The organism is Nocardioides ureilyticus (genome assembly GCF_051280745.1).
GTDB lineage: Bacteria > Actinomycetota > Actinomycetes > Propionibacteriales > Nocardioidaceae > Nocardioides.
Map to the genome: position 1 here is coordinate 1 of NZ_JBNCOG010000034.1, position 25,543 is coordinate 25,543.

Annotated in this window: 27 protein-coding genes; 26 read left to right on the forward strand and 1 reads right to left on the reverse strand. The window is 73.0% G+C overall.

Translation table 11 applies throughout. From position 1 onward, the window contains the following. The first annotated feature begins 318 nt into the window (after positions 1 to 318). The 21 genes from ACSMHG_RS16150 (at position 319) to ACSMHG_RS16250 (ending at position 19,962) form a co-directional block, all read left to right on the forward strand. A complete protein-coding gene (locus ACSMHG_RS16150; RefSeq protein WP_435746954.1) occupies positions 319 to 1,245 on the forward strand; it encodes an ABC transporter permease in 927 nt (308 codons plus the stop codon). Beyond that, complete coding sequence (locus ACSMHG_RS16155; RefSeq protein WP_435746957.1) at positions 1,238 to 2,161, forward strand: ABC transporter permease; 924 nt, start codon at positions 1,238 to 1,240, stop codon at positions 2,159 to 2,161. The genes ACSMHG_RS16150 and ACSMHG_RS16155 overlap by 8 nt, the downstream gene beginning before the upstream one ends. A 13-nt stretch (positions 2,162 to 2,174) precedes the next feature. Then, the gene (locus ACSMHG_RS16160) at positions 2,175 to 3,200 is read left to right on the forward strand and encodes an ABC transporter ATP-binding protein (protein ID WP_435746959.1); all 1,026 of its coding nucleotides are present in this window, start codon (positions 2,175 to 2,177) and stop codon (positions 3,198 to 3,200) included. After that, on the forward strand, positions 3,193 to 4,212 hold the full coding sequence (locus ACSMHG_RS16165; RefSeq protein WP_435746961.1) for an ABC transporter ATP-binding protein: 1,020 nt from the start codon (positions 3,193 to 3,195) through the stop codon (positions 4,210 to 4,212). The genes ACSMHG_RS16160 and ACSMHG_RS16165 overlap by 8 nt, the downstream gene beginning before the upstream one ends. A gap of 12 nt (positions 4,213 to 4,224) precedes the next feature. After that, on the forward strand, positions 4,225 to 5,670 hold the full coding sequence (locus tag ACSMHG_RS16170; RefSeq protein ID WP_435747029.1) for a replication-associated recombination protein A: 1,446 nt from the start codon (positions 4,225 to 4,227) through the stop codon (positions 5,668 to 5,670). Between the two features lie 11 nt (positions 5,671 to 5,681). Then, on the forward strand, positions 5,682 to 6,194 hold the full coding sequence (locus tag ACSMHG_RS16175; RefSeq protein ID WP_435746963.1) for a hypothetical protein: 513 nt from the start codon (positions 5,682 to 5,684) through the stop codon (positions 6,192 to 6,194). After that, positions 6,191 to 6,508 (forward strand): DUF6167 family protein, encoded by a 318-nt coding sequence (locus tag ACSMHG_RS16180; protein WP_435746965.1) that lies wholly within the window; start codon positions 6,191 to 6,193, stop codon positions 6,506 to 6,508. Before ACSMHG_RS16175 ends, ACSMHG_RS16180 begins: the two co-directional genes overlap by 4 nt. Further along, complete coding sequence (gene alaS, locus ACSMHG_RS16185; RefSeq protein ID WP_435746967.1) at positions 6,508 to 9,201, forward strand: alanine--tRNA ligase; 2,694 nt, start codon at positions 6,508 to 6,510, stop codon at positions 9,199 to 9,201. The genes ACSMHG_RS16180 and alaS overlap by 1 nt, the downstream gene beginning before the upstream one ends. Next, positions 9,198 to 9,689 (forward strand): Holliday junction resolvase RuvX, encoded by a 492-nt coding sequence (ruvX, locus tag ACSMHG_RS16190; protein WP_435746969.1) that lies wholly within the window; start codon positions 9,198 to 9,200, stop codon positions 9,687 to 9,689. Before alaS ends, ruvX begins: the two co-directional genes overlap by 4 nt. Continuing rightward, on the forward strand, positions 9,686 to 10,930 hold the full coding sequence (gene mltG, locus ACSMHG_RS16195) for an endolytic transglycosylase MltG (RefSeq protein ID WP_435746971.1): 1,245 nt from the start codon (positions 9,686 to 9,688) through the stop codon (positions 10,928 to 10,930). Before ruvX ends, mltG begins: the two co-directional genes overlap by 4 nt. Positions 10,931 to 10,937: 7 nt before the next feature. Further along, on the forward strand, positions 10,938 to 11,732 hold the full coding sequence (locus tag ACSMHG_RS16200) for a shikimate dehydrogenase (protein ID WP_435746973.1): 795 nt from the start codon (positions 10,938 to 10,940) through the stop codon (positions 11,730 to 11,732). Next, a complete protein-coding gene (locus ACSMHG_RS16205) occupies positions 11,729 to 12,487 on the forward strand; it encodes a prepilin peptidase (RefSeq protein ID WP_435746975.1) in 759 nt (252 codons plus the stop codon). The genes ACSMHG_RS16200 and ACSMHG_RS16205 overlap by 4 nt, the downstream gene beginning before the upstream one ends. A 39-nt stretch (positions 12,488 to 12,526) precedes the next feature. Then, positions 12,527 to 13,705, forward strand: coding sequence for a chorismate synthase (aroC, locus tag ACSMHG_RS16210; protein WP_435746977.1), 1,179 nt, complete (start codon positions 12,527 to 12,529; stop codon positions 13,703 to 13,705). Next, complete coding sequence (locus tag ACSMHG_RS16215; RefSeq protein ID WP_435746979.1) at positions 13,702 to 14,235, forward strand: shikimate kinase; 534 nt, start codon at positions 13,702 to 13,704, stop codon at positions 14,233 to 14,235. The genes aroC and ACSMHG_RS16215 overlap by 4 nt, the downstream gene beginning before the upstream one ends. Further along, positions 14,232 to 15,338 (forward strand): 3-dehydroquinate synthase, encoded by a 1,107-nt coding sequence (gene aroB / locus ACSMHG_RS16220; protein ID WP_435746981.1) that lies wholly within the window; start codon positions 14,232 to 14,234, stop codon positions 15,336 to 15,338. Before ACSMHG_RS16215 ends, aroB begins: the two co-directional genes overlap by 4 nt. A gap of 10 nt (positions 15,339 to 15,348) precedes the next feature. Next, complete coding sequence (locus ACSMHG_RS16225; RefSeq protein WP_435746983.1) at positions 15,349 to 15,777, forward strand: type II 3-dehydroquinate dehydratase; 429 nt, start codon at positions 15,349 to 15,351, stop codon at positions 15,775 to 15,777. A gap of 42 nt (positions 15,778 to 15,819) precedes the next feature. Next, on the forward strand, positions 15,820 to 16,560 hold the full coding sequence (locus tag ACSMHG_RS16230; RefSeq protein WP_435746985.1) for a hypothetical protein: 741 nt from the start codon (positions 15,820 to 15,822) through the stop codon (positions 16,558 to 16,560). 131 nt (positions 16,561 to 16,691) lie between these two features. Further along, entirely contained in the window at positions 16,692 to 17,255 is a 564-nt protein-coding gene (gene efp / locus ACSMHG_RS16235; protein WP_435746987.1) for an elongation factor P, read from the forward strand. Then, complete coding sequence (gene nusB / locus ACSMHG_RS16240) at positions 17,252 to 17,659, forward strand: transcription antitermination factor NusB (RefSeq protein ID WP_435746989.1); 408 nt, start codon at positions 17,252 to 17,254, stop codon at positions 17,657 to 17,659. The genes efp and nusB overlap by 4 nt, the downstream gene beginning before the upstream one ends. 69 nt (positions 17,660 to 17,728) lie before the next feature. After that, the gene (locus ACSMHG_RS16245; protein ID WP_435746991.1) at positions 17,729 to 18,535 is read left to right on the forward strand and encodes a DUF1206 domain-containing protein; all 807 of its coding nucleotides are present in this window, start codon (positions 17,729 to 17,731) and stop codon (positions 18,533 to 18,535) included. 23 nt (positions 18,536 to 18,558) lie between these two features. Then, the gene (locus ACSMHG_RS16250) at positions 18,559 to 19,962 is read left to right on the forward strand and encodes a dihydrolipoyl dehydrogenase family protein (RefSeq protein WP_435746993.1); all 1,404 of its coding nucleotides are present in this window, start codon (positions 18,559 to 18,561) and stop codon (positions 19,960 to 19,962) included. Positions 19,963 to 19,973: 11 nt separating this feature from the next. On the opposite strand, the gene ACSMHG_RS16255 is transcribed toward ACSMHG_RS16250, so the two are convergent. Further along, complete coding sequence (locus ACSMHG_RS16255) at positions 19,974 to 20,381, reverse strand: PPOX class F420-dependent oxidoreductase (RefSeq protein WP_435746995.1); 408 nt, start codon at positions 20,379 to 20,381, stop codon at positions 19,974 to 19,976. Between the two features lie 66 nt (positions 20,382 to 20,447). Between ACSMHG_RS16255 and ACSMHG_RS16260 the strand changes: the two genes are divergently transcribed. The 5 genes from ACSMHG_RS16260 (at position 20,448) to carA (ending at position 25,542) form a co-directional block, all read left to right on the forward strand. Then, positions 20,448 to 21,461, forward strand: coding sequence for an NADPH:quinone reductase (locus ACSMHG_RS16260; protein WP_435746997.1), 1,014 nt, complete (start codon positions 20,448 to 20,450; stop codon positions 21,459 to 21,461). Between the two features lie 67 nt (positions 21,462 to 21,528). Beyond that, entirely contained in the window at positions 21,529 to 22,143 is a 615-nt protein-coding gene (gene pyrR, locus ACSMHG_RS16265) for a bifunctional pyr operon transcriptional regulator/uracil phosphoribosyltransferase PyrR (protein WP_435746999.1), read from the forward strand. Next, positions 22,140 to 23,093, forward strand: a complete 954-nt coding sequence (locus ACSMHG_RS16270) for an aspartate carbamoyltransferase catalytic subunit (RefSeq protein ID WP_435747001.1) — start codon at positions 22,140 to 22,142, stop codon at positions 23,091 to 23,093. Before pyrR ends, ACSMHG_RS16270 begins: the two co-directional genes overlap by 4 nt. Continuing rightward, positions 23,090 to 24,391 (forward strand): dihydroorotase, encoded by a 1,302-nt coding sequence (locus ACSMHG_RS16275; RefSeq protein WP_435747003.1) that lies wholly within the window; start codon positions 23,090 to 23,092, stop codon positions 24,389 to 24,391. Before ACSMHG_RS16270 ends, ACSMHG_RS16275 begins: the two co-directional genes overlap by 4 nt. Beyond that, positions 24,391 to 25,542: a glutamine-hydrolyzing carbamoyl-phosphate synthase small subunit gene (carA, locus tag ACSMHG_RS16280; protein WP_435747005.1), complete on the forward strand. Its 1,152-nt coding sequence runs from the start codon at positions 24,391 to 24,393 to the stop codon at positions 25,540 to 25,542. Before ACSMHG_RS16275 ends, carA begins: the two co-directional genes overlap by 1 nt. Position 25,543: the final 1 nt, after the last annotated feature.

The following is a 25,543-nucleotide window of genomic DNA, read 5'->3' on the forward strand; positions in this document are numbered from 1 at the left end:
ACGTCGCGGGCGTGGAGCTCAACGCGTTCGGCGTGCCGGACTACGCCAACATCGAGCTGAACTGATCCTGCTCGATTGATCCAAGCGTGGGGGGGGGGGGGGGGGGGGGCGGCGCGGGCCCCCCCCCCCCCCCCCCGCCCCCCCCCCCCCCACGACCCCCCCCCCCCCCCCCCCCCCCCCCCCCCCCCCCGCCGCCCGCCCCCCCCCCCCCCCCCCCCCCCCCCCCCCCCCCCCCCCCCCCCCCACCGCCGTGTGTGTGCCCCCCTGGTCCGCCGCCGACGACCTCGGTTGCGGGCCACCACAGTGACCGGAGGATCGGTGTTCAAGTACACGCTGCGGCGCCTCCTGCAGATGATCCCGGTGGTGCTCGGTGCCACCTTCCTCATCTACTGGATGGTCTTCTCGCTGCCGGGCGACCCCACGGCAGGCAAGTGCGGTGACCGTCCCTGTCCCGAGGCGTACGTCGCGGAGTTCAGGGAGCAGTACAACCTCAACGACCCGCTGCCCATCCAGTACGGCAAGTACATGGCGGGCGTGGTCCAGGGCGACTTCGGCGAGAGCTACTACGGCGTCGAGATCAGCGAGGAGCTCTCCGAGCGCTTCGTGGTGACGGCCAAGCTGGCCGGCATGGCGCTGGCCATCGAGGCGGTGATCGGCATCCTGGCCGGTGTCCTCGCCGGCCTGCGCAAGGGCGGGTTCATCGACAACCTGGTGCTGATCAGCACCCTGGCCGTCATCTCGCTGCCCATCTTCGTGACCGGCACGGTCCTCCAGCTCTACCTCGGCATCCGTGCCGAGCTGTTCCCCGTCACCGTCGGCTCGGACGCCTCCTTCTACGCGCTCCTGCTGCCGGCGTTCGTGCTCGGCTCGACGTCGTTGGCCTACCTCGCCCGGCTGATGCGCACCAACCTCGGGGAGAACGTGCGCTCGGACTACGTGCGCACCGCCCGGGCCAAGGGGCTTTCCCAGCCGCGGGTGGTCGGCGTGCACACGCTGCGCAACTCGCTGATCCCGGTGGTGACCTACCTCGGCTACGACCTCGGTGCGCTCATGGGTGGTGCGATCATCACCGAGGGCATCTTCAACATCCCCGGCGTCGGAGGCTATGTCTTCCGCGGCATCAACGACCGGGACGGCATCGTCGTCGTCGGCGCGGTGACCGCGCTGATCCTGGTCTACCTCCTCGCCAACCTCATCGTCGACCTGCTCTACGGCCTGCTGGACCCGAGGATCTCCCATGACTGACGTCACCAGCCGCGACTACGCGACCGTCTCCGACCCCGCGGAGGCCCAGGGCGACAAGGTGCGCTCGCTGCGCGCCGACGCCTGGTCGGACCTCCGTCGGAACCCGCTCTTCTGGATCTCGGCCGTCCTCATCGCGATCTTCGCCCTGATGGCGATCTGGCCGGGCCTGTTCACCGACACCTCGCCCCGCGCGTTCAACCTCGCCGAGGCGCGCAAGTCGCCGGACGGCGAGAACTGGTTCGGCCGCGACGTCCAGGGCTACGACCTCTACGCCCGGTGCATCCACGGCGCCCGCGCCTCGATCCTCGTCGGCATCTTCGCCGCCGCCGGCACCGCGATCATCGGCTCGCTCTTCGGCCTGATCGCCGGCTACACCGGGGGCTGGCTGGACGCGCTGATCAGCCGTTTCGCGGAGATCTTCTTCGCCCTGCCGCTCATCCTCGGCGCGATCATCATCCTCACCTCGCTGCCGGAGTCGAACAGCTACTTCCTCATCGTCTTCAAGGTCGTGCTGGTCTTCTGGGTGCTGGGCTGGCCGAGCATCTTCCGGCTGATGCGCTCGGCGGTGCTCCAGGTCCGCCCGAACGACTACGTCCAGGCGGCGCGTGCGCTGGGCGCCTCCCCGACCCGGATCATCGCCTCGCACGTGCTGCCCAACGCCGTGGGCCCCGTGATCGTGGTGTCCACGATCAACCTCGGGGTGTACATCTCCGCCGAGGCGGCGTTGTCGTTCATCGGCATCGGCCTGCAGCCGCCGACCGTGTCGTGGGGCGTGATGATCTCCGACGCGCTGCGCGCGATGCGCTCGGCCCCGCACGTGCTGCTCTTCCCGGCGGCGTTCCTGAGCGTCGCCGTGCTCGCCTTCATCATGCTCGGCGACGCGGTGCGCGACGCCTTCGACCCCAAGAACCGCTAGGAGTACCTGTCCCGTGCCCTCGTCACGAGAGACGCTTCAAGGTGTCCGCGCCGCGACCGGTGACGGCCCCCTCCTCGAGGTGGAGGACCTCCACGTCGAGTTCCACACCCGCGACGGTGTCGTCCACGCCATCAACGGCGTCGACCTCCACGTCGACCCCGGCGAGACCCTCGCCATCCTGGGCGAGTCCGGCTCCGGCAAGTCGGTGACCGCCCAGGCGGTCATGGGGATCCTCGACATGCCGCCGGCAAAGATCCCGCAGGGCCGGATCATGTACCGCGGTCGCGACCTGCTGACCATGCCCGACGCCGAGCGCCGCGCGATCCGCGGGCCGGAGATCTCGATGATCTTCCAGGACGCGCTCTCCTCGCTGAACCCGGTCTTCCCGGTCGGGTGGCAGATCGCCGAGATGTTCCGCGTCCACCGGGGGCTCAACCGCTCCGACGCCAAGGCGCAGGCCGTGCGGCTGATGGAGCGGGTGAAGATCCCCGCGGCGAAGCAGCGGGTCAACTCCTACCCGCACCAGTTCTCCGGCGGCATGCGCCAGCGGATCATGATCGCCATGGCGATCGCGCTGGAACCCTCGGTGCTCATCGCCGACGAGCCGACGACCGCCCTCGACGTGACCGTGCAGGCGCAGGTGATGGAGCTCCTCGGCGAGCTGCGCGAGGACTTCGGGATGAGCCTGATCCTCATCACCCACGACCTGGGCGTCGTGGCCGACATCGCCGACCGGATCGCGGTCATGTACGCCGGCTCGATCGTCGAGAACGCCGACGTCTACGACCTCTACCGCCAGCCCGCGCACCCCTACACCGAGGGGCTGCTGAGCTCGATCCCGCGGCTGGACTCCAAGGGCGAGGAGCTGTACGCGATCCCGGGCCTCCCGCCGAACCTGCTGGCCATGCCGCAGGGCTGCCCCTTCCACCCGCGCTGCCACCGGGTCCGCGACGTCTGCCGGGTCGACGAGCCCGCGCTGCGTCCGATCGCGGGCCGGGCGAGCAAGTGCCACTTCGCAGAGGAGGTGCTCGGTGAGTGAGGTCATCCTCCGGGCGGAGAACCTGAAGAAGTACTACCCCATTCGCAGCGGCGTGCTCCGGCGCACCGTCGGGCACGTCCAGGCCGTCGACGGTGTCTCCTTCGACCTCCACGCCGGCGAGACGCTCGGCGTGGTGGGGGAGTCCGGCTGCGGCAAGTCGACCCTGGGCCGTCTCCTGATGCGGCTCGAGGAGCCGACCGAGGGCTCGCTGCAGTTCGACGGCGTCAACGTCTACGAGCAGGACCGTCGTGCCATGCGCAAGATCCGGCGCGACATCCAGATCGTCTTCCAGGACCCGTACACCTCGCTGAACCCCCGCAAGACGGTCGCCGACATCATCGGCGAGCCCTTCGAGATCCACCCCGACGTGGTCCCCAAGGGCGGTCGCAAGGCCCGCGTGCAGGAGCTGATGGAGCTCGTCGGCCTCAGCCCCGAGCACGTCAACCGGTACCCGCACCAGTTCTCCGGTGGCCAGCGGCAGCGCATCGGCATCGCCCGCGGCATCGCGCTGAACCCCAAGGTCCTGGTCTGCGACGAGCCGGTATCGGCCCTCGACGTCTCGGTCCAGGCGCAGGTCGTCAACGTGATGGAGCGGCTCCAGAAGGAGCTCGGCCTCGCCTACGTCTTCATCGCGCACGACCTGTCGGTGGTGCGGCACATCTCCGACCGCGTGGCCGTGATGTACCTCGGCCGGATCGTCGAGCTCGGCACGGAGGAGGAGATCTACGAGCGTCCGACCCACCCGTACACCCAGGCCCTGCTCTCGGCCGTGCCCGTGCCGGACCCGACCAAGCGCGGCAAGCGGAACGAGATCAAGCTCGAGGGTGACGTCCCCTCGCCGGCCGACCCGCCCTCGGGCTGCCGGTTCCACACGCGGTGCCGGCTGGCGCAGCCGAAGTGCTCGCAGGACGACCCGGCGCTGATCGAGCGCCCGGACCCGAGCGGCACCCACCCGTCGGCCTGTCACTTCGTCGAGGAGTCGATCGTCACCGCCACCCGGCCGCACGCCTAGCCGCGCTCGGTGGTGGACGAGGGACTCTTCGCGGACCCCGGTGGCCCGGCCGACGAGGCCGGTGCGCCGGGGTCCGCGGCCGTGCCCACCTCGAGGTCCGGCAGCGTGCCGGGCTCGGGGTCCCTCGCCGCGAACACGCACGCGTCGGCCCCGCTCGCGGTGCGGATGCGGCCGCGCACCCTCGACGAGCTGGTCGGGCAGGAGCAGCTCCGGGCTCCGGGTGCGCCCCTGCGCCAGCTGATCGAGAACGACCAGTCGATGTCGCTGCTGCTCTGGGGGCCGCCCGGCACCGGCAAGACGACGATCGCCGCGATCGTCAGCCAGCAGACCGACCGCCGCTTCGTCGAGGTCTCCGCGGTCTCAGCAGGGGTGAAGGAGGTCCGGGCGGCCATCGACTCCGCGCGCGCTCAGCTGGTGGCGACCGGCCGCGAGACCGTGCTCTTCGTCGACGAGGTGCACCGGTTCAGCAAGGCCCAGCAGGACGCCCTGCTGCCCGGGGTGGAGAACCGGTGGGTGACGCTCGTCGCGGCGACGACGGAGAACCCGTTCTTCAGCGTCATCTCGCCGCTGCTCTCCCGCAGCCTGCTGCTGCGGCTGGAGTCGCTCACCGACGTGCACGTCCGCGAGGTGCTCGACCAGGCGCTCGTGGACGAGCGCGGCCTGGCCGGCCGGTTCGAGGTCGAGCAGGAGGCGCTGGACCACCTCGTGCGGCTGGCCGGTGGCGACGCGCGCCGGTCGCTGACCTACCTCGAGGCCGCCACCGGGGCCGCCCAGGCCCGTGGGTCCGAGGTGGTCACGCTCGAGATGGCCGAGACCGCCGTCGACCAGGCAGCGGTGCGCTACGACCGGCAGGGCGACCAGCACTACGACGTCACGAGCGCCTTCATCAAGTCCGTGCGGGGCTCCGACGCCGACGCGGCGCTGCACTACCTGGCCCGGATGATGGAGGCGGGGGAGGACCCCCGGTTCATCGCCCGGCGGCTGATGATCCTGGCCAGCGAGGACATCGGCCTCGCCGACCCGACCGCCCTGCAGACCGCCGTCGCGGCGGCGCAGACCGTGCAGCTGATCGGCATGCCCGAGGCACAGCTGACCCTGGCCCACGCCACCATCGCGCTGGCCGTCGCCCCCAAGTCGAACGCGGTCACCACCGCGATCGGGGCGGCCGTCGCTGACGTGCGGGCCGGGAAGATCGGGCCCGTCCCGGCCCACCTGCGCGACGCCCACTACTCCGGTGCCAAGAAGCTCGGCCACGGCTCGACGTACAAGTACAGCCACGACGAGCCTTACGGCATTGCCGAGCAGCAGTACGCGCCCGACGTGGTCCTCGACGCGGAGTACTACCGGCCCACGTCGCTGGGCGCCGAGGCGGCCGTCAAGGAGCGGTGGGAGCGGGTCCGCCGGCTGGTCCGCGGCGCTGCCCGGCGGGGCGGCGGCTCGCGACAGGGCCCGCGATAGGGTCGGGCACCATGGTCGAGGAGTGGAGCGTGCCCGTGTGGGTGCTCGTGGCGCTGGCCGCCGCCTCCCTCCTGCTGCTCGTGGCGGCGTCGCTCCTGCTCGCCCGGGTACGCCGGGACCTCGGCGAGCTGCGGTCCCGCGTCGCGGTCCTCGAGACGCCCCAGCAGGCCACAGCAGCCCCCGCGCCCGCGGAGGCTCCGGCCGCGGCCCGACCGGTCGACCGCGGGCAGGAGGACTACGTCATCACCACGGTGGGCGCGCCGACCACGCCGGAGCAGCGGGCCCCCGCCGTACCGGCCCCGCTCTTCGCCGACCTCGTGCTGCGTGAGTCGGTCGTCCAGGCGGCGTCCTGGACCGCCGGCCTGCGCCGGGCGCTGTCGCCGGAGGTGCGCCACCGGATCCGGCTCGAGGTCCGTCGCGAGGTGAAGCGGTCGCGCAAGCAGCGCCGCGCCGACCTGCGCGCCGCCCGTCGCGACTGGGAGGCGCGCCAGCGCGGCACCCTGGACGAGGGAAGCGCCGCATGAGCCGCGGCCTCTGGTTCGTCGCCGGGGCGGGCGCGGGGGTCTACGCCATGGTGCGCGGCCGCCGTGCGGCCGAGGCGGTCACCGCGGATGGCCTGCGCGACCGGATGAACGGGCTCGCGCTCGGCGCACGGCTCCTGCGTGACGAGGTCGCCCAGGGCCGGGCCGACGCGGAGACCGACCTGCGCGAGCGTCTCGGCCTCACCCCGGCCGGCACCCTCGAGCTGGGCCCCGCAGGCGGCTCGGCGAGCTCGAGGGTCTCGACAAGCTCGACGGCCTCGACAAGCTCGACCAACGATGAGGAAGGCACCACCTGATGGACACCGCGGAGATCCGCCGACGGTTCGTGGCCCACTTCGAGGCCGGGTCGACGTGGGGCCAGCACACGGTCGTGCCCTCCGCCTCGCTGCTGCTCGACGACCCCAACCTGTTGTTCGTCAACGCCGGCATGGTGCCGTTCAAGCCGTACTTTCTCGGCCAGGAGACGCCGCCCTACGCCCGGGCCACGAGCGTGCAGAAGTGTGTCCGCACCCTCGACATCGAGGAGGTCGGCAAGACCACCCGGCACGGCACCTTCTTCCAGATGTGCGGCAACTTCTCCTTCGGCGACTACTTCAAGGAGGGCGCCATCGAGCTCGCCTGGGAGCTGGTCACCAAGCCCGTCGCCGACGGCGGCTACGGACTCGACGAGTCGGTGCTCTACCCCTCGGTCCTCGACGGCGACGACGAGGCCGTCGCGCTGTGGAAGAAGATCACCGGCCTGCCCGACGACCGGATCGTGCGCCTGGACCGCAGCGAGAACTACTGGAGCATGGGCGTCCCCGGCCCCGGCGGGCCGTGCTCGGAGATCCTCATCGACCGCGGGCCGCAGTACGGCGCCGACCGCGACTGGGACGCCGGCGACCGGTACCTCGAGTTCTGGAACCTGGTCTTCATGCAGGACGAGCTGAGCGAGGTGCGCAGCAAGTCCGACTTCGACATCGCCGGGTCGCTGCCGAAGAAGAACATCGACACCGGCATGGGCCTGGAGCGGGTCGCGTACCTGCTGCAGGGCAAGGACAACATGTACGAGATCGACGAGGTCTTCCCCGTCATCGAGCGTGCCTCCGAGCTGACCGGGCGGCGCTACGGCAGCAACCCCGAGGACGACGTCCGGTTCCGGGTCGTGGCCGACCACGTCCGCTCGGCCCTGATGCTCATCGGTGACGGGGTCACTCCCGGCAACGAGGCGCGCGGCTACGTGCTGCGGCGGCTGCTGCGCCGCGCCGTCCGCTCGATGCGCCTGCTCGGCTACGAGGACCGGGCGCTGCCCGAGCTGCTCCCCGTCAGCCTGGACAAGATGAAGCTCGGCTACCCCGAGCTGGAGACCGGCTTCGGGCGGATCTCGCAGGTGGCCTACGCCGAGGAGGACGCGTTCCGCAAGACGCTCCAGGCCGGCACCCAGATCTTCGACCTGGCGGCGCAGGAGGTCAGGTCGAGCGGGCAGACCCGGCTGGCCGGGGAAAAGGCGTTCGCGCTGCACGACACCTACGGCTTCCCGATCGACCTGACCCTCGAGATGGCCCACGAGGCCGGGCTCACGGTCGACGAGGAGGGATTCCGCTCGCTCATGACCGAGCAGCGCGAGCGGGCCAAGGCCGATGCCCGCGCCAAGAAGGGCCAGCACGCCGACACCGGGCTCTACCGCACGGTCCTCGACGAGCACGGCCCGACCGAGTGGCTCGCCTACGAGACCCTCGAGACCGAGTCCCGGCTGGTCGCGCTCTTCGCCGGCGGGGCGCCGGTGGCGTCGCTGGGGGAGGGGCAGGTCGGCGAGCTGGTGCTCGACCGCACCCCGTTCTACGCCGAGTCCGGAGGCCAGGCGGCCGACGCCGGGACCCTGGAGGTCGACGGCGCGCGCCTGGAGGTGGTCGACGTCCAGCGGCCGGTGCGCGGCCTCGTCGTCCACCAGGTCCGCGTCCTCGAGGGCGAGCTGGCCGCCGACGGGAACGCCGCCGCCGTCCACGCCCGGGTCGACCCCGAGTGGCGGCTGGGTGCCCGGCAGGCGCACTCGGGCACGCACGTGGTCCACGCGGCGCTGCGCGAGGTGCTCGGCCCCACGGCGCTGCAGTCCGGCTCCTACAACCGTCCGGGCTACCTGCGCCTCGACTTCGGCTGGACCAGCGGCCTGACGGCACAGCAGGTCCGTGACATCGAGCAGGTCTCCAACCACGCCCTCCGCGCCGACCTCCCGGTCTCCTGGGACTACATGACGCTGTCCGAGGCGAAGGACTGGGGCGCGATCGCGCTGTTCGGCGAGACCTACGACGACGCCAAGGTGCGCGTCGTCGAGATCGGCGGGCCCTGGTCGCGCGAGCTCTGCGGCGGCACGCACGTCGAGCACTCCTCCCAGGTCGGGACGATCGTGGTGACCGGCGAGTCCTCGGTCGGGTCGGGCAACCGCCGGATCGAGGCCTTCACCGGCCTCGAGGGCTTCGCCTACCTGGCCCGCGAGCGCGATGTCGTCAACCAGCTCACCGGCCTGCTGAAGACCCAGCCCGACGACCTCGTCGGGCGGGTCTCCGACCTCGTCGAGCGGCTGCGGGCGGTCGAGAAGGAGGCCGAGAAGGCGCGCGTCGCCCAGCTCCTCGCGGCGGGCGGACAGCTCGCCGCCGCGGCCGAGGTCGTGGGCGGGGTGCACGTCGTCGCCCACCGGGCCGACGGCGCCGGCGGCGGCGACGTCCGCACGCTCGCCATGGACGTCCGCGGCCGGCTGCCGCAGGGCGAGGCCGGGGTGGTGGTCATCATCGGCGCCGCCGACGGGAAGGTCTCGGTCGTGGCGGCGGTCAACGACGCGGCCCGCGAGCGCGGGCTGTCCGCCAACGCCCTGGTGCGCGCGGTCGGCCCCCTGGTCGGCGGCAAGGGCGGCGGGAAGGACGACGTGGCCCAGGGCGGCGGCACCGACGCCTCGCGGATCGACGAGGCCCTGGCACTGGTGACCGCGGAGGTCGCGCGGACGGCAGGCGCTTGAGGCACGGGGTACGGCTCGGCATCGACCCGGGGGACGCCCGCATCGGCGTCGCCCGGAGCGACCCGACCGGCTTCCTGGCGACACCGGTGGAGACGGTGAGGCGAGGCTCCGGCGACCTGCGGCAGATCAGCCGGCTGCTGGCCTCGATCGCGGAGGACTCCGAGGTCGTCGAGGTCGTCGTCGGGCTGCCCCGCAGCCTGTCCGGCGGCGAGGGCCCGGCCGCCGCGAAGGTCCGGGACTTCGCCGCCCGGCTCGCCCGCCGGGTGGCGCCGGTGCAGGTGCGCCTCGTCGACGAGCGACTGACCACCGTGTCGGCGGAGGCTATGCTCCGCGACCGGGGCCGATCCGGAAGCAAGCGGCGGGCCGTGGTCGACCAGGCCGCGGCGGTCCTGATCCTGCAGCACGCGCTCGACACCGAGCGGACGACGGGGACCGCCCCCGGCGAGATCGTCCGGGCAGTGCCCGAGGAGCCCGAGGAGACCCTGTGAGCGACCCGAGCCACCCGAGCGGCCCGCACGGCCCGGAGGAGCAGTACGCCGACGACCCCGCGGTGGTCCCCGGCATCGAGCCGGTCGAGGAACCGGTGGTCGACGAGCCGGCGGCCTACGGCCCGGCCACCGAGGCCGGGCGCCGCCGGCGGCGGCGCAGCGTGCCCGGCTGCCTGGCGGTGCTGGTGGCGCTCGCGGTCCTCCTCGGCGGCCTCTACATCGCCGGCACGAAGGGCATCGCCTACATCGAGGACCAGTTCGCCGACCCGGCCGACTTCGCCGGCCCCGGTCGCGGCAACGTCAGCTTCGAGGTGCAGTCCGGCGAGACCAGCGCGGAGATCTGCCGGAACCTGAAGGCGGCGGAGGTCGTCGCCTCGGTCGACGCGTGCCTGAGCGCCGCCACCGCCAACCCCGGGTCCTCCGGCATCCAGGTCGGCTTCTACCCGCTGCAGCGCGAGATGCCGGCCTCCGAGGCCATCAGCGTGCTGGTCGACCCCAGCAACATCATCACCAACACCGTGACGGTCCCCGAGGGTCTCAACGTCGACCAGGTGGTCGAGACCCTCGCCGCCGGCACGGACTTCAAGGCGGCCGCCTTCGAGAAGGCCCTGCGCAAGACCGAGAAGATCGGTCTGCCCGACTACGCCGACGGCAACCCCGAGGGCTACCTCTTCCCCTCGACCTACTCCTTCGGGCCCGACGCCAAGCCCGTCGACATGGTCCGCACGATGGTGGACCGGTGGCGGCAGGCCGCCGACGAGGCCAACCTCGAGCAGGCGGCCGAGGAGCTCGGCTACACCCCGCACGAGCTGATGACGGTGGCCAGCCTCGTCGAGGCGGAGGGTCGCGGCGACGACATGCCGAAGGTCGCCCGGGTCATCTACAACCGGCTGGAGAACCCGGACAACGGCGTCACCAACGGCCTCCTGCAGATCGACGCCGCGGTCAACTACGCGCTGGGCAAGGAGCCGATCGCACGCCTGACGACCGACGAGATCGAGTCGGTCTCGGACTCGCCGTACAACACCTACACGCAGCCGGGCCTGCCGCCGGGGCCGATCGAGGCGCCGGGGGACGCGGCGATCGCCGCCGCCACTGACCCGGCGGAAGGCCCGTGGCTGTTCTACGTGACGGTGAACCTCGAGACCGGCGAGACCAAGTTCACCGAGTCCTACGACGAGTTCCTCGGCTTCCGCCAGGAGCTCGACGAGTACTGCGCGACGCAGTCCGACCGCTGCTGAGGTCGCGGTGCGCTGTGCCGTCCTGGGGGACCCGATCGCCCACTCGCTCTCGCCGGTGCTGCACCGGGCCGGCTACGCCGCGGCCGGCCTGGACTGGGAGTACGACGCGGTCCGGGTCCCGGCCGGCGGGCTGGGGCCGTTCCTCGACGGGCTGACGACCGGCTGGCGCGGGCTGTCGTTGACCATGCCGCTCAAGCGCGAGGCGTTGACGCTGACCGACGAGGTGAGTGGCCGGGCGGCCCTCGTGGGCGCCGCGAACACGCTCGTCCTCGACGAGGGCGTGCTGCGGGCCGACAACACCGACCTCCCCGGAGCCGTCGCCGCCGTTCGCGAGCGGTACGACGGCCAGGTGCGCTCGGGCGCGGTGCTCGGCGGGGGCGCCACGGCTGCCTCGACGGGGCTCGCGCTGTGCGATCTCGGCGCGCACCGGGTGACGCTGCACGCCCGCTCGCCGGAGCGCGCCGCCGAGGCCGCGGAGGCGGTCCGACGCCACCCTTCCTCCCCGGACGTGCTCGTCGCGTCGCTGGACGAGGCGCCACAGGCCGACGTGGTGGTCTCGACCGTGCCGGCCTCCGCCCAGGACGCCGCCCTCGTCGCCCGATGCGCGGAGGTCCCGGTCGTCTTCGAGGTCCTCTACGACCCGTGGCCGACGCCGCTCGCGGCCTCGGTCGGCGGCGACCGGGTGCTCGTGGGCGGGCTCGACCTGCTGGTGCACCAGGCGGCGCTGCAGTTCGAGCTGTTCACCGGCGCGGAGGCGCCGCTCGCCGCGATGCGGGACGCCGGCGAGGCGGCCCTGGCGTGACCGACGCGACCACGGCCGCCCTCGTCGCGGTCGTCTGCGCCGGGCTCGGCCTGCTGGTCCCGACCCTGGTCGCGCGGATCCCGGAGCCCGACGCGCCGGTCACCGAGCAGGACGGCGAACCCCAGGCAGCGGAGGGAGCAGCCGACGAGGCAGGCGGGGTGGAGGCGCCGAAGGAGCCGTACGCCGACGTCGCCCGGCTGCCCGGGCTGGCCTGGAAGGCGGCGCTCGCCTCCGGTGCGGCCGGAGCGCTGCTCGGCTGGTCGATCGGTGCCGAGTGGGAGCTGGCGCCCCTGGTTCCGCTGGTGCCGGTCGCGGTCGCGCTTGCGGTGGTCGACTGGCGGACCCGGCTGCTGCCCACGAAGGTCATCGCGCCGTCGTACCTGCTCACCATCGCCCTCACCGTGCTCGCCTGGGCGGCCACCGGCGACACCGGCGACCTCGCTCGCGCCTTCTGGGGCTGGCTGGTCGCGGGCGGCATCTTCTTCGTCCTGTGGTTCGTCCACCCCCGCGGACTGGGGTACGGCGACGTCCGGCTCGCCGGGCTGCTCGGCATCGCGCTGGGCCACCTCGGGTGGGGCGAGCTGCTCGTCGGTGTGTACGGCGGGTTCCTGCTCGGCGGGGTCGGTGGCGGGCTGCTGTCGCTCCTGCGGGTGGTCGAGCGCAAGGCGTTCCCGTTCGGCCCGTTCATGCTGGTGGGCGCGCTCGTCGGCGCCTGCGTCGGCGGGCCGGTGCTCGACGGTCTCGTCGCCGGGTGAGCGTCCGGGCGGCCGACGGGGTCGTGGGAGACTGACGCCATGCTGCGTTGGCTCACCGCGGGCGAGTCCCACGGCCCGTCCCTGGTCGCGATCCTCGAGGGGCTCCCTGCCCACGTCCGGGTGACGTCCGAGGACATCCAGGACTCCCTGGCCCGCCGCCGCCTGGGCTACGGCCGGGGCGCGCGGATGAAGTTCGAGCAGGACGAGGTCACGCTGGTCGGCGGTGTCCGCCACGGCGAGACCCAGGGCGGCCCGGTGGCCATCTCGGTCGGCAACACCGAGTGGCCCAAGTGGGAGAAGGTCATGGCGGCCGACCCCGTGGACGCCGCGGAGCTGGAGTCGCTGGCGCGCAACGCGCCGCTCACCCGGCCGCGCCCGGGCCACGCGGACCTCGCCGGCATGCAGAAGTACGACTTCGCCGACGCCCGGCCGATCCTCGAGCGGGCCTCGGCCCGCGAGACGGCGGCACGGGTCGCGCTCGGCCGGGTGGCCAGCAACTTCCTCGAGCAGGCCGTCGGCGCGCGCGTCGTCTCCCACGTCATCGAGATCGGCGGCGTCCGCGCGCCCGACGGGCTCTGGCCCGCGCCCGACGACGTCGCACGCCTCGACGAGGACCCGGTCCGCTGCCTCGACCCGGACACCTCCGGGCTGATGGTCGAGCGGATCGACCAGGCGCACAAGGACGGCGACACGCTCGGCGGCGTCGTCGAGGTGGTCGTCCACGACCTGCCGCCGGGCCTGGGCTCCCACGTCCACTGGGACCGCCGGCTCGACTCGCGGCTCGCCGGCGCGCTCATGGGCATCCAGGCGATCAAGGGCGTCGAGGTCGGCGACGGGTTCGCCCTCGCCGCCACGCCGGGGTCGCTCGCCCACGACGAGATCGTCCCGACCGAGGACGGCATCCGGCGCGTCTCCGGCCGGTCCGGCGGCACCGAGGGCGGGATGACCACCGGAGAGGTCCTCCGGGTCCGCGCCGCGATGAAGCCGATCGCCACGGTGCCGCGCGCGCTGCGCACCGTCGACGTCGCTACGGGCGAGGAGACGGTGGCGCACCACCAGCGCTCCGACGTGTGCGCCGTCCCGGCCGCGGGCATCGTCGCCGAGGCCATGGTCGCGCTGGTCCTCGCCGACGCGGTGACCGAGAAGTTCGGTGGCGACTCCGTGGCCGAGACCCGGCGCAACGCCGAGTCCTACCTCGACCACCTCCGCTACCGGTGACCGCTGCGGTGGGCGGAGCCGACCACCCGACCGGCCCCCGGGTCGTCCTCGTGGGCCCGATGGGCGCCGGCAAGACGACCGTCGCCTCGGTGCTCGCCGAGACGTGGGGGGTGCCCGCCCGCGACACCGACCGCGACGTCGAGGAGGCGGAGGGCCGCTCGGTGTCGGACATCTTCGTGGAGTCCGGCGAGGCCCACTTCCGCGCCCTCGAGGCCGCGGCCGTGGCCACGGCGCTGAGCGAGCACGACGGCGTGCTGGCGCTCGGCGGGGGAGCGGTCCTCGACCCGGTGACCCGTGAGCGGCTGACCGGCCACCGCGTGGTCTTCCTCCGGGTCGGGCTCGCCGACGCCGTGAAGCGCGTGGGGCTGGGTGCCTCGCGGCCGCTCCTCGTCGGCGGCGTACGGTCGAGGATCAAGGCGCTGCTCGACGAGCGGACGCCGGTGTACGAGTCGGTGGCCACCCTGGTCGTCGACACCGACGGGCGCTCTCCGCAGGAGATCGCCGACGAGATCCGGGAGGCCCTGCCATGACCGCCACGACCGAGACGCGCATCCACGTCGGTGGCGCCTCGCCGTACGACGTCGTCGTCGGCACCGACGTCCGGCGCCACCTCCGCGCGATGATCGGCGAGGGCGTCGAGCAGGTCGCGATGGTGGTCGACACCCGGCTCGAGCCGTTCGTGGACGCCGTCGCCGACCAGCTCTCCGACCTGCACGTCCTGGTCTTCGCCGTCCCCGAGGGCGAGGAGGCCAAGACCGCCGACGTCGCCGCGTCCATCTGGGACTCCCTGGGCGACGAGGGCTTCACCCGCTCCGACGTCGTGGTGACCCTCGGCGGCGGCGCAACGACCGACCTGGGCGGGTTCGTCGCGGCCACCTGGCTGCGCGGGGTGCGGGTCATCCACGTGCCGACGACGCTGCTGGGCATGGTCGACGCCGCGGTCGGCGGCAAGACCGGGATCAACACCGGCACCGGCAAGAACCTCGTGGGTGCCTTCCACGAGCCCGCGGGCGTGCTGTGCGACCTCGGCTACCTCGACACGCTGAGCCCCGAGGAGCTGGCCTCCGGGATGGCGGAGGTCCTCAAGTGCGGGTTCGTCGCCGACCCCGAGATCCTGCGCCTGGCCGAGTCGGCCGACCCCTCCGCCCTCTCGGCACAGGACCCGGTGCTGCGGGAGCTGGTCGAGCGGGCCATCCGGGTCAAGGCCGACGTCGTCGTCGCGGACCTGCGCGAGACCGGCGGCCGCGACGGCCACCCGGGCCGCGAGGTGCTCAACTACGGCCACACCCTCGCCCACGCCGTCGAGCGGGTGAGCGGCTACCAGATCCGGCACGGCGAGGCGGTCGCGCTCGGCTGCGTCTACGTCGCCGAGCTCGCGCACCGGGCCGGTGCGCTGTCCGCGGACACGGTCGACCGGCACCGCGACCTGTTCTCCCGGTTCGGGCTGCCGACGGCCATGGCGGGGGTGCCGTTCGAGGACCTCCACGAGGTGATGAAGGTCGACAAGAAGGCCCGCGGCTCCCAGCTGCGCTTCGTCATCCTCGACGACGTCGCCCGCCCGCGCGTGCTGGCCGGCCCCTCGGAGGAGCACCTCCGCGCGGCGTTCGACGCCCTGCAGACCAGCGACGACTGAGGCGGCGCGGATGCGGGTCCTGGTCCTCAACGGGCCGAACCTCGGCCGGCTCGGGCGACGCCAGCCGGAGATCTACGGCACCACGACGTACGACGAGCTCGCCGCCCACTGCGTCGCCTGGGGCGCGGACCTCGGCCTGGACGTCGACGTGCGGCAGACCAACCACGAGGGCGTGATGGTCGACTGGCTCAACGAGGCCGCCGACGCTGCCACGCCGGTGGTGCTCAACGCCGCCGCGTGGACCCACTACTCCTACGCCGTGCTCGACGCCTGTGCGCAGCTCGAGGCACCCCTGGTGGAGGTGCACATCTCCGACCCGAGACAGCGTCCGGAGGAGTTCCGGCACCACTCGGTCGTGACGCCGTACGCCGTCGAGGTGATCGCCGGGCAGGGGGTCGAGGGCTACCGGATGGCGCTCGAGGTGCTCGCGTCGCGCTGAGACCCGCACCACGCGGGGCCGCCCGGCCCTACGCTCCCGAGGGTGACCACCGCACTGGCACCTGTCGCCATCGAGCCCGCACCTGCCGCGCGGCCCCTCCTGGCGGCGGCGCACACCCTCGCGGCCATCACGCTGGTCGGGATGGTCTCCGGGGCGGTCGTCGTCGGGCTGTTGGGCCGCCTCGCCATGGCCCTCATCGCCGCGCTCAACCCGCTCGATGCCGGGCTGGTCAGTGATGACGGCTTCCCGATCGGACAGGTCACCCTCGCCGGCTCGGCGAACCTCCTCGCCTTCGGCGTGGTGCTCGGCGTGGTCGGCGCGTTCGGCTACACGTCCGCCCGCGGGCTGATGGTCGGTCCCGGGTGGTTCCGGCTGCTCTCGATCTCCGTCGGCCCCGGGGTGGTCGTGGGGGCGCTCGTCGTCGACACCGACGGCGTCGACTTCACCCGGCTGGACCCGGCGTGGCTGTCGGCAGCGCTCTTCGTCGCGCTGCCGACGCTGTTCGTGGTGGTCCTGCACCTGGGCTCCGAGCGGGTGCTCGCCCAGCACGGCCGACTGCCTGCGCCGCTGCTCGGGCTCGGCCTGCTGCCCTGGCTGCCGCTCGGGCCGCTCGCGGTGCTGCTGCTGGTCGGCTGGTGGGCGGTGCGCGCCCTGCGGCGGGGTCGTCCGGAGTGGTCGCGACCGACCCGGTCGGTCCTCGCCTGGACGCTGCGCGGCGGACTCGCCGTGGTCTTCGCGCTCGCCGTCACGGATCTGGTGCGCGACCTGCGGGTCCTCACCTGAGCCGCAGCCGCAGCCGCCCGTTTCGGGCCGCAGCCTCCCGGAGCGATAGACTCGCGGACCGTGCCCGGATGCCCTCGAGGGGCGGCTCGGCACCCCCGCACCCACCGGACGACGAAGGCTGACACGCGCGCATGGCAACGACGAACGACCTCAAGAACGGCATGGTCCTCAACATCGACGGGCAGCTCTGGTCCGTGGTGGAGTTCCAGCACGTGAAGCCGGGCAAGGGCCCCGCCTTCGTGCGCACCAAGCTGCGCAACGTCGAGTCGGGCAAGAACGTCGACAAGACGTTCAACGCCGGCACCAAGGTCGAGACCGCGACGGTCGACCGCCGCACCATGCAGTACCTCTACAACGACGGCACCTCGTTCGTCTTCATGGACGTGCAGAGCTACGACCAGCTCGAGGTCGCGCCCGAGGTCGTCGGCGACGCGCAGAACTTCCTGCTGGAGAACCAGGAGGTCATCGTCGCCACGAACGAGGGCCGGGTGCTCTTCATCGAGATGCCGGCGTCCGTGGAGCTGCTGATCACCTTCACCGAGCCCGGCCTCGCCGGCGATTCCGCGACCGGCCGGACCAAGCCCGCCACGCTGGAGACCGGCCACGAGATCCAGGTGCCGCTCTTCATCAACCAGGGCGAGAAGGTCAAGGTCGACACCCGCGACTCCTCCTACCTGGGTCGCGTCAAGTCTTGAGCGCCCGCTCGAAGGCCCGCAAGCGCGCCCTCGACGTGCTCTACGCCTCCGACATGCGCGGCGAGTCGCCCGTCGAGGCACTCGAGCGCGCCATCGCCGACGGCGAGGGCCCGACCAACGCCTACACCGCCACGCTCGTGCGGGGCGTCGTGGCCGAGCAGGCCCGCATCGACGAGCTGCTCACGACGTACGTCGAGGGCTGGACCCTCGAGCGGATGCCGGCCGTGGACCGCAACGTCCTGCGGCTGGGGCTGTGGGAGCTGCTGTACGCCGAGGACGTGCCCGACTCGGTCGCGGTGAGCGAGGCGATGGCGCTGGTGCGCGACCTCTCCACCGACGAGTCGCCGCAGTTCGTCAACGGCGTGCTCGGCCGGCTCTCGCGCGACAAGGCCAGCCTGGGCTGAGGCCACCGACGGCCGGGCCGTCCCGAGTCGTCGCTGTGGGACGTGGGTATCTGTCACCCCATGGGTGACATGCATCAGACAGCGAAGCAGGCCGACCGCAGCGACTGGATGGACCACGTCGTCCGCGGTGGACTGGTGGCCTACGGCGTGGTCTACCTGCTGGTCGGCTGGCTGGCCGTGCAGCTCGCCATCGGCTCGAGCAAGGAGAACGCCTCGACCACCGGCGCGATCCGCCAGCTCGCGCAGCAGCCCTTCGGGAAGGTCCTCGTCTGGCTCGTCGCGATCGGCATGTTCGTGCTCGTGCTGTGGCGGGCGATCGAGGCCTTCGGCGGCCACCGCGACGAGGACGGCGGCAAGCGGGTCGCCAAGGGCGCGCTGTCGCTGCTGAAGGCGGTCCTCTACGCCGCGATCGGCCTGAGCGCCCTCGGCATCGCGACCGGCGCCGCCAACAGCGGGGGCGGCTCCTCGGAGCGCACCATCACCGCCCGGCTCCTCGGCCTGCCGTTCGGGCAGGTCCTGGTCGGCCTCGTCGGCGCCGCCGTCATCGCCTACGGCGTGTCCCTGATCGTCCGCGCGTGGACGGAGAAGTTCCGCGAGCACCTCACCGCGGAGGGCAAGAGCGGCGACGTCGGCACGGCCTACATCTGGTTCGGCAAGGCCGGGTACGCCGCCAAGGGCATCGCGATCGGCATCATCGGCGGCCTCTTCGTCTGGGCAGCCATCACGCACGAGGCCAAGCGGGCCGGAGGCCTCGACCAGGCCCTCCAGGAGCTCCTCCAGCAGCCGTTCGGCCAGACCCTCCTCGTCCTCGTGGGCCTCGGCATCGCCTGCTACGGGCTCTTCACGTTCGCCCGCGCGCGTCACCTCTCCCGCTGACCGCCGTCTGGGAGGCTGCGTCCATGACGGACGGCGGGCGCAGCACCCCGGGCGAGCAGCGGGTGGACGTGGTGGTGCTGGGCCTCGGCGCCGGAGGCGAGCACGCGGCGATCAAGCTGGCGCGCGCCGGGCTCCGGGTCGTGGGCGTCGAGCGCGAGCTCGTGGGGGGTGAGTGCCCGTTCTGGGGCTGCACCCCGTCCAAGCTGCTCATCCGCGGGGCCCACGTCCTCGCCGAGGCGCGCCACGTCGACCAGCTGGCCGGCCACGCGGCGCCGGGGCCCGACCTCGGGCCCACCGCGCAGCGCATCCGCGAGGCCAACCACGACTGGTCCGACGAGGGCCACGCCGGGCCGCTGCAGCTGGCCGGTGTCCGGCTCGTCCGCGGCGACGGCCGGCTCGACGGGCCGGGACGCGTCGTGGTCGAGACGGCACACGGGCCGGAGACGTACGTCGCGGCGCGCGGCGTCGTGCTGGCCACCGGCACCACCGCCGACGTGCCGCCGATCGACGGCCTCGACGCCACGCCGTACTGGACGAACCGGGAGGTGTTCCACGCCGTCTCGGCCCCGCCACGGCTCGGGGTGCTGGGAGCGGGGGCGATCGGCGCGGAGCTGGCGCAGGCGTTCCGGCGGTTCGGCTCGGAGGTCGTCCTGCTCGAGGCCGGCCCCCGGATCCTTGCCGGCGAGGAGCCTGAGGCCAGTGCCGCGGTCGAGGCGGCGCTGCGCCGGGAGGGGCTCGACGTGCGCACCGGCGTGGACGTGCAGCGGGTCGACCACGACGGCGCCTTCCGGCTGCGGCTGGGGGAGACGGACGCCGAGGTGGTCACGGTCGACGAGCTCCTCGTCGCCACCGGTCGACGGACCAACCTCCGGGACGTCGGCCTCGAGACCGTCGGGCTCGACCCCGCAGCCACGACGGTGGCGGTCGACGAGCGGCTGCGCGCCGGTGACCGGCTCTGGGCGGTCGGCGACGTCACCGGGCGAGGCCCGTTCACGCACGTGGCGAAGTACCAGGCGGTCGGCGTCGTCGACGACGTCCTGGGCCGGCCGGGGCGCCCGGCCGACTACCGGGCGCTGAGCCGGGTGACCTTCACCGACCCCGAGGTGGGTGCGGTCGGGCTGACCGAGGCCCAGGCACGGGAGCAGGGGCTGACCGTCCGGGTCGGGCGGGCCGACGTGCCCCGCTCCAGCCGGGGATGGATCCACGGGCCGGGCAACGAGGGCGTCGTGAAGCTCGTCGCGGACGCCGACCGGGGGGTCCTGGTCGGCGGCACCACCGTGGCGCCGTACGGCGGCGAGGTGCTGGGCCTGGTGGCGGCTGCGGTCCACGCCGACATCCCGCTCGCGACGCTGCAGGGGATGCACTTCGCCTTCCCGACCTTCCACCGCGCCATCGAGGCGGCCCTCCACGACCTCGTCGCGGACTGACCTGCGCGACGTCAGTCCTTGGCGGCACCCCACCCGTGCCATCGGTCCACCGTCATCCAGGCGCTGACCCGCGGCGACTCCCGGTCGGGATAGGGCTGGCCGCCGTAGTGGGTGCTGCACCGGTCGATGTCGACGAGGCCCTCGTCGTCGCTCATCTCGGTCACGCGCCCGATCAACGACACGTGGGTGTACCAGCTCGCCTCGTCGAGGACCGTGAGGCTGACCCGGGGATCGCGACGCAGGTGGCGGAGGCGGACGCGGGTCGCGTCCATGTTCAGCAGCACGCGGTCGTCGTCCTCGAGGAGGTACCAGGTGGCGACCGAGACCGGTTGACCGTCGGAGCGCAGTGTCGTCACGACAGCGGGGTTCGGTTTGCGCAGCAGCGCGCGGACGTCGTCGGGGAAGGGGAACTCGGGCACGGATCCTCCTGGGCGTGGTGGTTACCTCTCCACGGACCCGTACCCGAGCCTGGAAGGGACAACGCCATGCGCGCAGTCGTCTACCGCGAGACCGGACCGTCGTCGGTCCTCGACCTGGTCGACCGGGAGGTCCCGGACCCGGGGCCGGGGGAGGTGCGGGTCCGGCTGGCGCGCGCGGGGGTGAACCCGACGGACTGGAAGTTCCGCGCCGGCATGATGAGCGGTCACGACGAGGTGACCCCCGGCCAGGACGGCGCCGGGGTCGTCGACGCGGTCGGCGACGGCGTCCTCGGCTTCGCGGTCGAGGACCGGGTCTGGGTCTTCCTCGCCCAGCACGGTCGGCCCTACGGCACCGCCGCGGAGCACGTGGTGCTCCCGGTCGAGCGGGTCGTGCACCTGCCGGTCGGCGCGTCGTACGACGTCGGCGCGGCGCTCGGCGTACCCGCGATCACGGCCCACCGCGCCCTCACGAGCGGGGAGGACGTCGACCGGCTGGGGCCGGGCGCACTCGACGGCCGGACGGTGCTGGTCGCGGGCGGTGCCGGTGCCGTGGGCAACGCGGCCATCCAGCTGGCCCGGTGGGCAGGGGCGACCGTCGTTGCCACCGTCAGCAGCGACGAGAAGGGCGCGCTCGCGGTGGCCGCCGGCGCCCACCACACGGTCAACTACACCGTCGGCGACACCGCCGCCCAGGTCCGCGCCTTCGCCCCGGAAGGCGTCGACCTCGTGGTCGAGGTGGCGCCCGCGGAGAACAACGACCTCGACCGCGCCGTCACCCGGGTGCGCGGCACCGTCGCGATCTACGCCAACAACGGCGGCGACGAGATGACCCTGCCGGTGCGGGAGACGTTCGCGAAGAACCTGCGCTACCAGTTCGTCCTCCTCTACACCCTCGGCGAGGACCTGCTGCGGGCCGCGGCCGAGGACGTCTCCCGCGCACTGGAGGACGGCGCCTTCGCCGTCGGGGAGGCGGCCGGGCTGCCGCTCCACCACCTGCCGCTCGAGCGGACCGCGGAGGCGCACGACCTGGTCGAGTCCGGGGCCGTGGGCAAGGTGCTGGTCGACGTCGCCGACTGGTAGTCTCAGCGCCGTTCGACATCCTTTAACGAGCCGTCCTGTGAGGCGGAGAAGGAGGTCACGCGCACACGTGTGTGCCCAGCCTGGAGTACCGCAGCCTGCTGCACCCGACGCCGCCCCCGGCCGCGTCGTCCTCGACGCCCGTGACATCGCCCGGGCACTGACCCGCATCTCTCACGAGATCCTCGAGCGGAACAAGGGCGCAGGAGACCTCGTCCTGCTCGGGATCCCCAGCCGCGGCGTGCCGCTGGCCGGCCGCATCGCCGAGCGCATCGCCTCCGTCGAGGGGTACGACGTGCCGACCGGCTCCCTGGACGTCACGATGTACCGCGACGACCTCCGCCTCAAGCCGGCTCGCGCGCTGCTCCACACCGAGATCCCCGACAGCGGCATCGACGGCCGCACGGTCGTCCTCGTCGACGACGTGCTCTTCTCCGGGCGCACGATCCGAGCGGCGCTCGACGCCCTCAACGACCTCGGGCGCCCGCGCGCCGTGCGGCTGGCCGTCCTGGTCGACCGCGGCCACCGCGAGCTGCCGATCCGCGCCGACTTCGTCGGCAAGAACCTGCCCACCTCGCTGGTCGAGCGGGTCCGGGTGACGCTGGCCGACGTCGACGGCGAGGACGCCGTCACCATCCACGGGCCGGATGAGCGGTCGGGCGAGCCGAAGAGGGGCGACGCGTGAAGCGGCACCTGCTGAGCGCGGCCGACCTGAGCCGCGACGACGCCGAGCTGGTCCTGGCGACAGCGGCGGAGCTGCGCTCCCTGGCCGACCGGCCGATCAAGAAGCTGCCCGCCCTGCGCGGACGCACCGTGGTCAACCTCTTCTTCGAGGACTCCACCCGCACCCGGATCTCCTTCGAGGCGGCCGCCAAGCGGCTCAGCGCGGACGTCATCAACTTCGCAGCCAAGGGCTCCAGCCTGTCCAAGGGCGAGAGCCTCAAGGACACCGCGCTGACCCTGGAGGCGATGGGCGCCGACGCCGTCGTGGTGCGCCACGGGGCCAGCGGCGCGCCGCACCGGCTCGCGCACTCGGGGTGGGTCCGCTCCAGCGTGGTCAACGCCGGCGACGGGACGCACGAGCACCCCACCCAGGCGCTGCTCGACGCCTTCACGATGAGCCGCCACCTCGGGGGCGACCGGGGGAGCCTCGACGGACGGCGGGTGGCGATCGTCGGTGACGTCCTGCACAGCCGCGTCGCACGCTCCAACGCCCTGCTCCTGGCGACGCTGGGGGCGGAGGTCACGCTGGTCGCGCCGCCGACGCTGCTGCCGGTGGGCGTCGAGAGCTGGCCGGTCGAGACGTCGTACGACCTCGACGCGGTGCTGCCGAAGGCCGACGCGGTGATGATGCTGCGGGTCCAGCGGGAGCGGATGAACGGCGGCTTCTTCCCGACGCCGCGCGAGTACTCCCGCCGCTACGGCCTCGACGGTCGCCGGATGGCGACCCTGCAGGACCACGCCATCGTGATGCACCCCGGGCCGATGGTCCGCGGCATGGAGATCACCGCCGACGTCGCCGACTCCGACCGGTCGGTGATCGTCGAGCAGGTGACCAACGGCGTCGCGGTCCGGATGGCCGTCCTGTACCTGCTGCTCGGCGGTTCCGAGCCTGCCGTCGGAGGAGACGAGTGAGCACCTACCTGATCAAGAACGCCGCGGTCCTGGGCGGGGACCCGACCGACCTCCTGCTGCGCGACGGCGTCGTCGCGGAGGTCGGGGCCGGGGTCTCGCCAGGATCGACCGACGAGGCGGACGTCGTGGTCGTCGACGCCACCGGCCTCGTGGCGCTGCCCGGCCTGGTGGACCTCCACACCCACCTGCGCGAGCCGGGTCGGGAGGACGCCGAGACCGTCGAGTCCGGCACCCGTGCGGCCGCCCGCGGCGGGTTCACCGCGGTCCACGCGATGGCCAACACCGAGCCGGTCGCCGACACCGCCGGCGTCGTGGAGCAGGTGTGGCGGCTGGGCCGCGAGGCCGGCTACTGCGACGTCTACCCGGTCGGCGCGGTCACCGTCGGTCTCCAGGGCCAGCGGCTGGCCGAGCTCGGCGCCATGGCCGATTCCGCCGCGCGGGTGCGGGTCTTCTCCGACGACGGCCGGTGCGTGGACGACGCGGTGCTGATGCGCCGCGCGCTGGAGTACGTCAAGGCCTTCGACGGCGTCGTCGCGCAGCACGCCCAGGAGCCGCGGCTCACCGAGGGCGCGCAGATGAACGAGGGCGAGCTCTCCGGCAGGCTCGGCCTGACCGGGTGGCCGGCGGTCGCCGAGGAGGCGGTCATCGCCCGCGACTGCCTGCTCGCCGAGCACGTCGGCTCGCGGCTGCACGTCTGCCACGTCTCGACCGCGGGCTCCGTGCAGATCGTGCGCGAGGCCAAGGCTCGCGGCGTCGACGTCACCGCCGAGGTGTGTCCGCACCACCTGATCCTCACCGACGACCTGGCCGCGACCTACGACCCGATCTACAAGGTCAACCCGCCGCTGCGCACCCGGGCCGACGTCGAGGCGCTGCGGGCCGGCCTGGCCGACGGCACGATCGACATCGTCGCCACCGACCACGCTCCGCACCCCCACGAGGACAAGGACTGCGAGTGGGCGGCCGCGGCGTTCGGCATGCTCGGCCTCGAGACGGCGTTGTCGATCGTGCAGGAGACGATGGTCGACCCCGGCCTGCTGGACTGGGCGGGCGTCGCCGAGCGGATGTCGGCCGCCCCGGCACGCATCGGCCGCGTCGACGCCCACGGCCGGCCGCTGGAGGTCGGCGAGCCGGCCAACGTCGTGCTCTACGACCCGGCCGTGCGGCGCACGGTCGACGCCGCCGAGTCGGCCAGCCTGAGCCGGAACACCCCCTACCGCGGCATGGAGCTGCCCGGTCGCGTCGTCGCCACCTTCCTGCGTGGCACCCCCACTGTCCTGGACGGAGAGCTCATCTGATGGCGCACAACACGGCTGCGAAGAACGCACTGCTGGTCCTCGAGGACGGGCGCACCTTCCGCGGCGAGTCGTTCGGGGCCGAGGGCGAGACCTTCGGCGAGGCGGTCTTCAACACCGGCATGACCGGCTACCAGGAGACCCTGACCGACCCGTCGTACCACCGCCAGGTCGTCGTGATGACCGCGCCGCACGTCGGCAACACCGGCATCAACGACGAGGACCCCGAGTCCCGCCGGATCTGGGTCGCCGGGTACGTCGTGCGCGACCCCGCCCGCGTGCCCAGCAGCTGGCGCAGCCGCCGGACGCTCGACGACGAGCTGCGCGAGCAGGGCGTCGTCGGCATCAGCGGCGTCGACACCCGTGCGCTGACCCGGCACCTGCGCGACCGCGGCGCGATGCGGGTCGGCATCTCCACCACCGAGACCGACGCCGAGGCCCTGCTGGAGCGGGTCCGCGCCTCCGCGGAGATGAGCGGCCTGGAGCTCGCCGACGAGGTGACCACGCCGGAGGCGTACGTCGTCCCGGCCCAGGGCCGGAAGCGGTTCACCGTCGCCGCGCTCGACCTCGGCATCAAGTCGATGACGCCGTACCGGATGGCCGAGCGCGGCATCGAGGTGCACGTGCTGCCCGCGACGTCCACGATCGACGACGTGCTCGCGGTGCAGCCCGACGGCCTCTTCTACTCGAACGGCCCCGGCGACCCTGCGGCGACCACCCAGCAGATCGAGGTGCTGCAGGGAGCGCTGGAGCGCGAGGTGCCGTACTTCGGCATCTGCTTCGGCAACCAGCTCTTCGGGCGGGCGCTCGGCTTCGGCACCTACAAGCTGAAGTACGGCCACCGCGGCATCAACCAGCCGGTGATGGACCGCACCACCGGCAAGGTCGAGGTCACCGCGCACAACCACGGCTTCGCCGTCGACGCCCCGCTCGAGGGCTCCACCACCACGCCGTACGGCGAGGCGAGCGTCAGCCACGTGTGCCTCAACGACGACGTCGTCGAGGGCCTCGAGCTGCGCGCCCCGGCGTCCGAGGGCGGCGCGCTCAAGAGCTTCTCCGTCCAGTACCACCCCGAGGCCGCCGCCGGCCCGCACGACGCGGCGTACCTCTTCGACCGGTTCGTCACCCTCATGAACGACAGGAAGGGTGCCTGAG

Excerpts from the sequence above, each read along its gene's own strand:
- ACSMHG_RS16225 (WP_435746983.1), top strand. The coding sequence starts at position 15,349 with ATGCGGGTCCTGGTCCTCAACGGGCCGAACCTCGGCCGGCTCGGGCGA.
- ACSMHG_RS16250 (WP_435746993.1), top strand. The coding sequence starts at position 18,559 with ATGACGGACGGCGGGCGCAGCACCCCGGGCGAGCAGCGGGTGGACGTG.
- aroB (WP_435746981.1), top strand. The coding sequence starts at position 14,232 with ATGACCGCCACGACCGAGACGCGCATCCACGTCGGTGGCGCCTCGCCG.
- ACSMHG_RS16175 (WP_435746963.1), top strand. The coding sequence starts at position 5,682 with ATGGTCGAGGAGTGGAGCGTGCCCGTGTGGGTGCTCGTGGCGCTGGCC.
- ACSMHG_RS16180 (WP_435746965.1), top strand. The coding sequence starts at position 6,191 with ATGAGCCGCGGCCTCTGGTTCGTCGCCGGGGCGGGCGCGGGGGTCTAC.
- ACSMHG_RS16260 (WP_435746997.1), top strand. The coding sequence starts at position 20,448 with ATGCGCGCAGTCGTCTACCGCGAGACCGGACCGTCGTCGGTCCTCGAC.
- carA (WP_435747005.1), top strand. The coding sequence starts at position 24,391 with ATGGCGCACAACACGGCTGCGAAGAACGCACTGCTGGTCCTCGAGGAC.
- aroC (WP_435746977.1), top strand. The coding sequence starts at position 12,527 with ATGCTGCGTTGGCTCACCGCGGGCGAGTCCCACGGCCCGTCCCTGGTC.
- ACSMHG_RS16155 (WP_435746957.1), top strand. The coding sequence starts at position 1,238 with ATGACTGACGTCACCAGCCGCGACTACGCGACCGTCTCCGACCCCGCG.
- alaS (WP_435746967.1), top strand. The coding sequence starts at position 6,508 with ATGGACACCGCGGAGATCCGCCGACGGTTCGTGGCCCACTTCGAGGCC.
- ACSMHG_RS16245 (WP_435746991.1), top strand. The coding sequence starts at position 17,729 with ATGCATCAGACAGCGAAGCAGGCCGACCGCAGCGACTGGATGGACCAC.
- efp (WP_435746987.1), top strand. The coding sequence starts at position 16,692 with ATGGCAACGACGAACGACCTCAAGAACGGCATGGTCCTCAACATCGAC.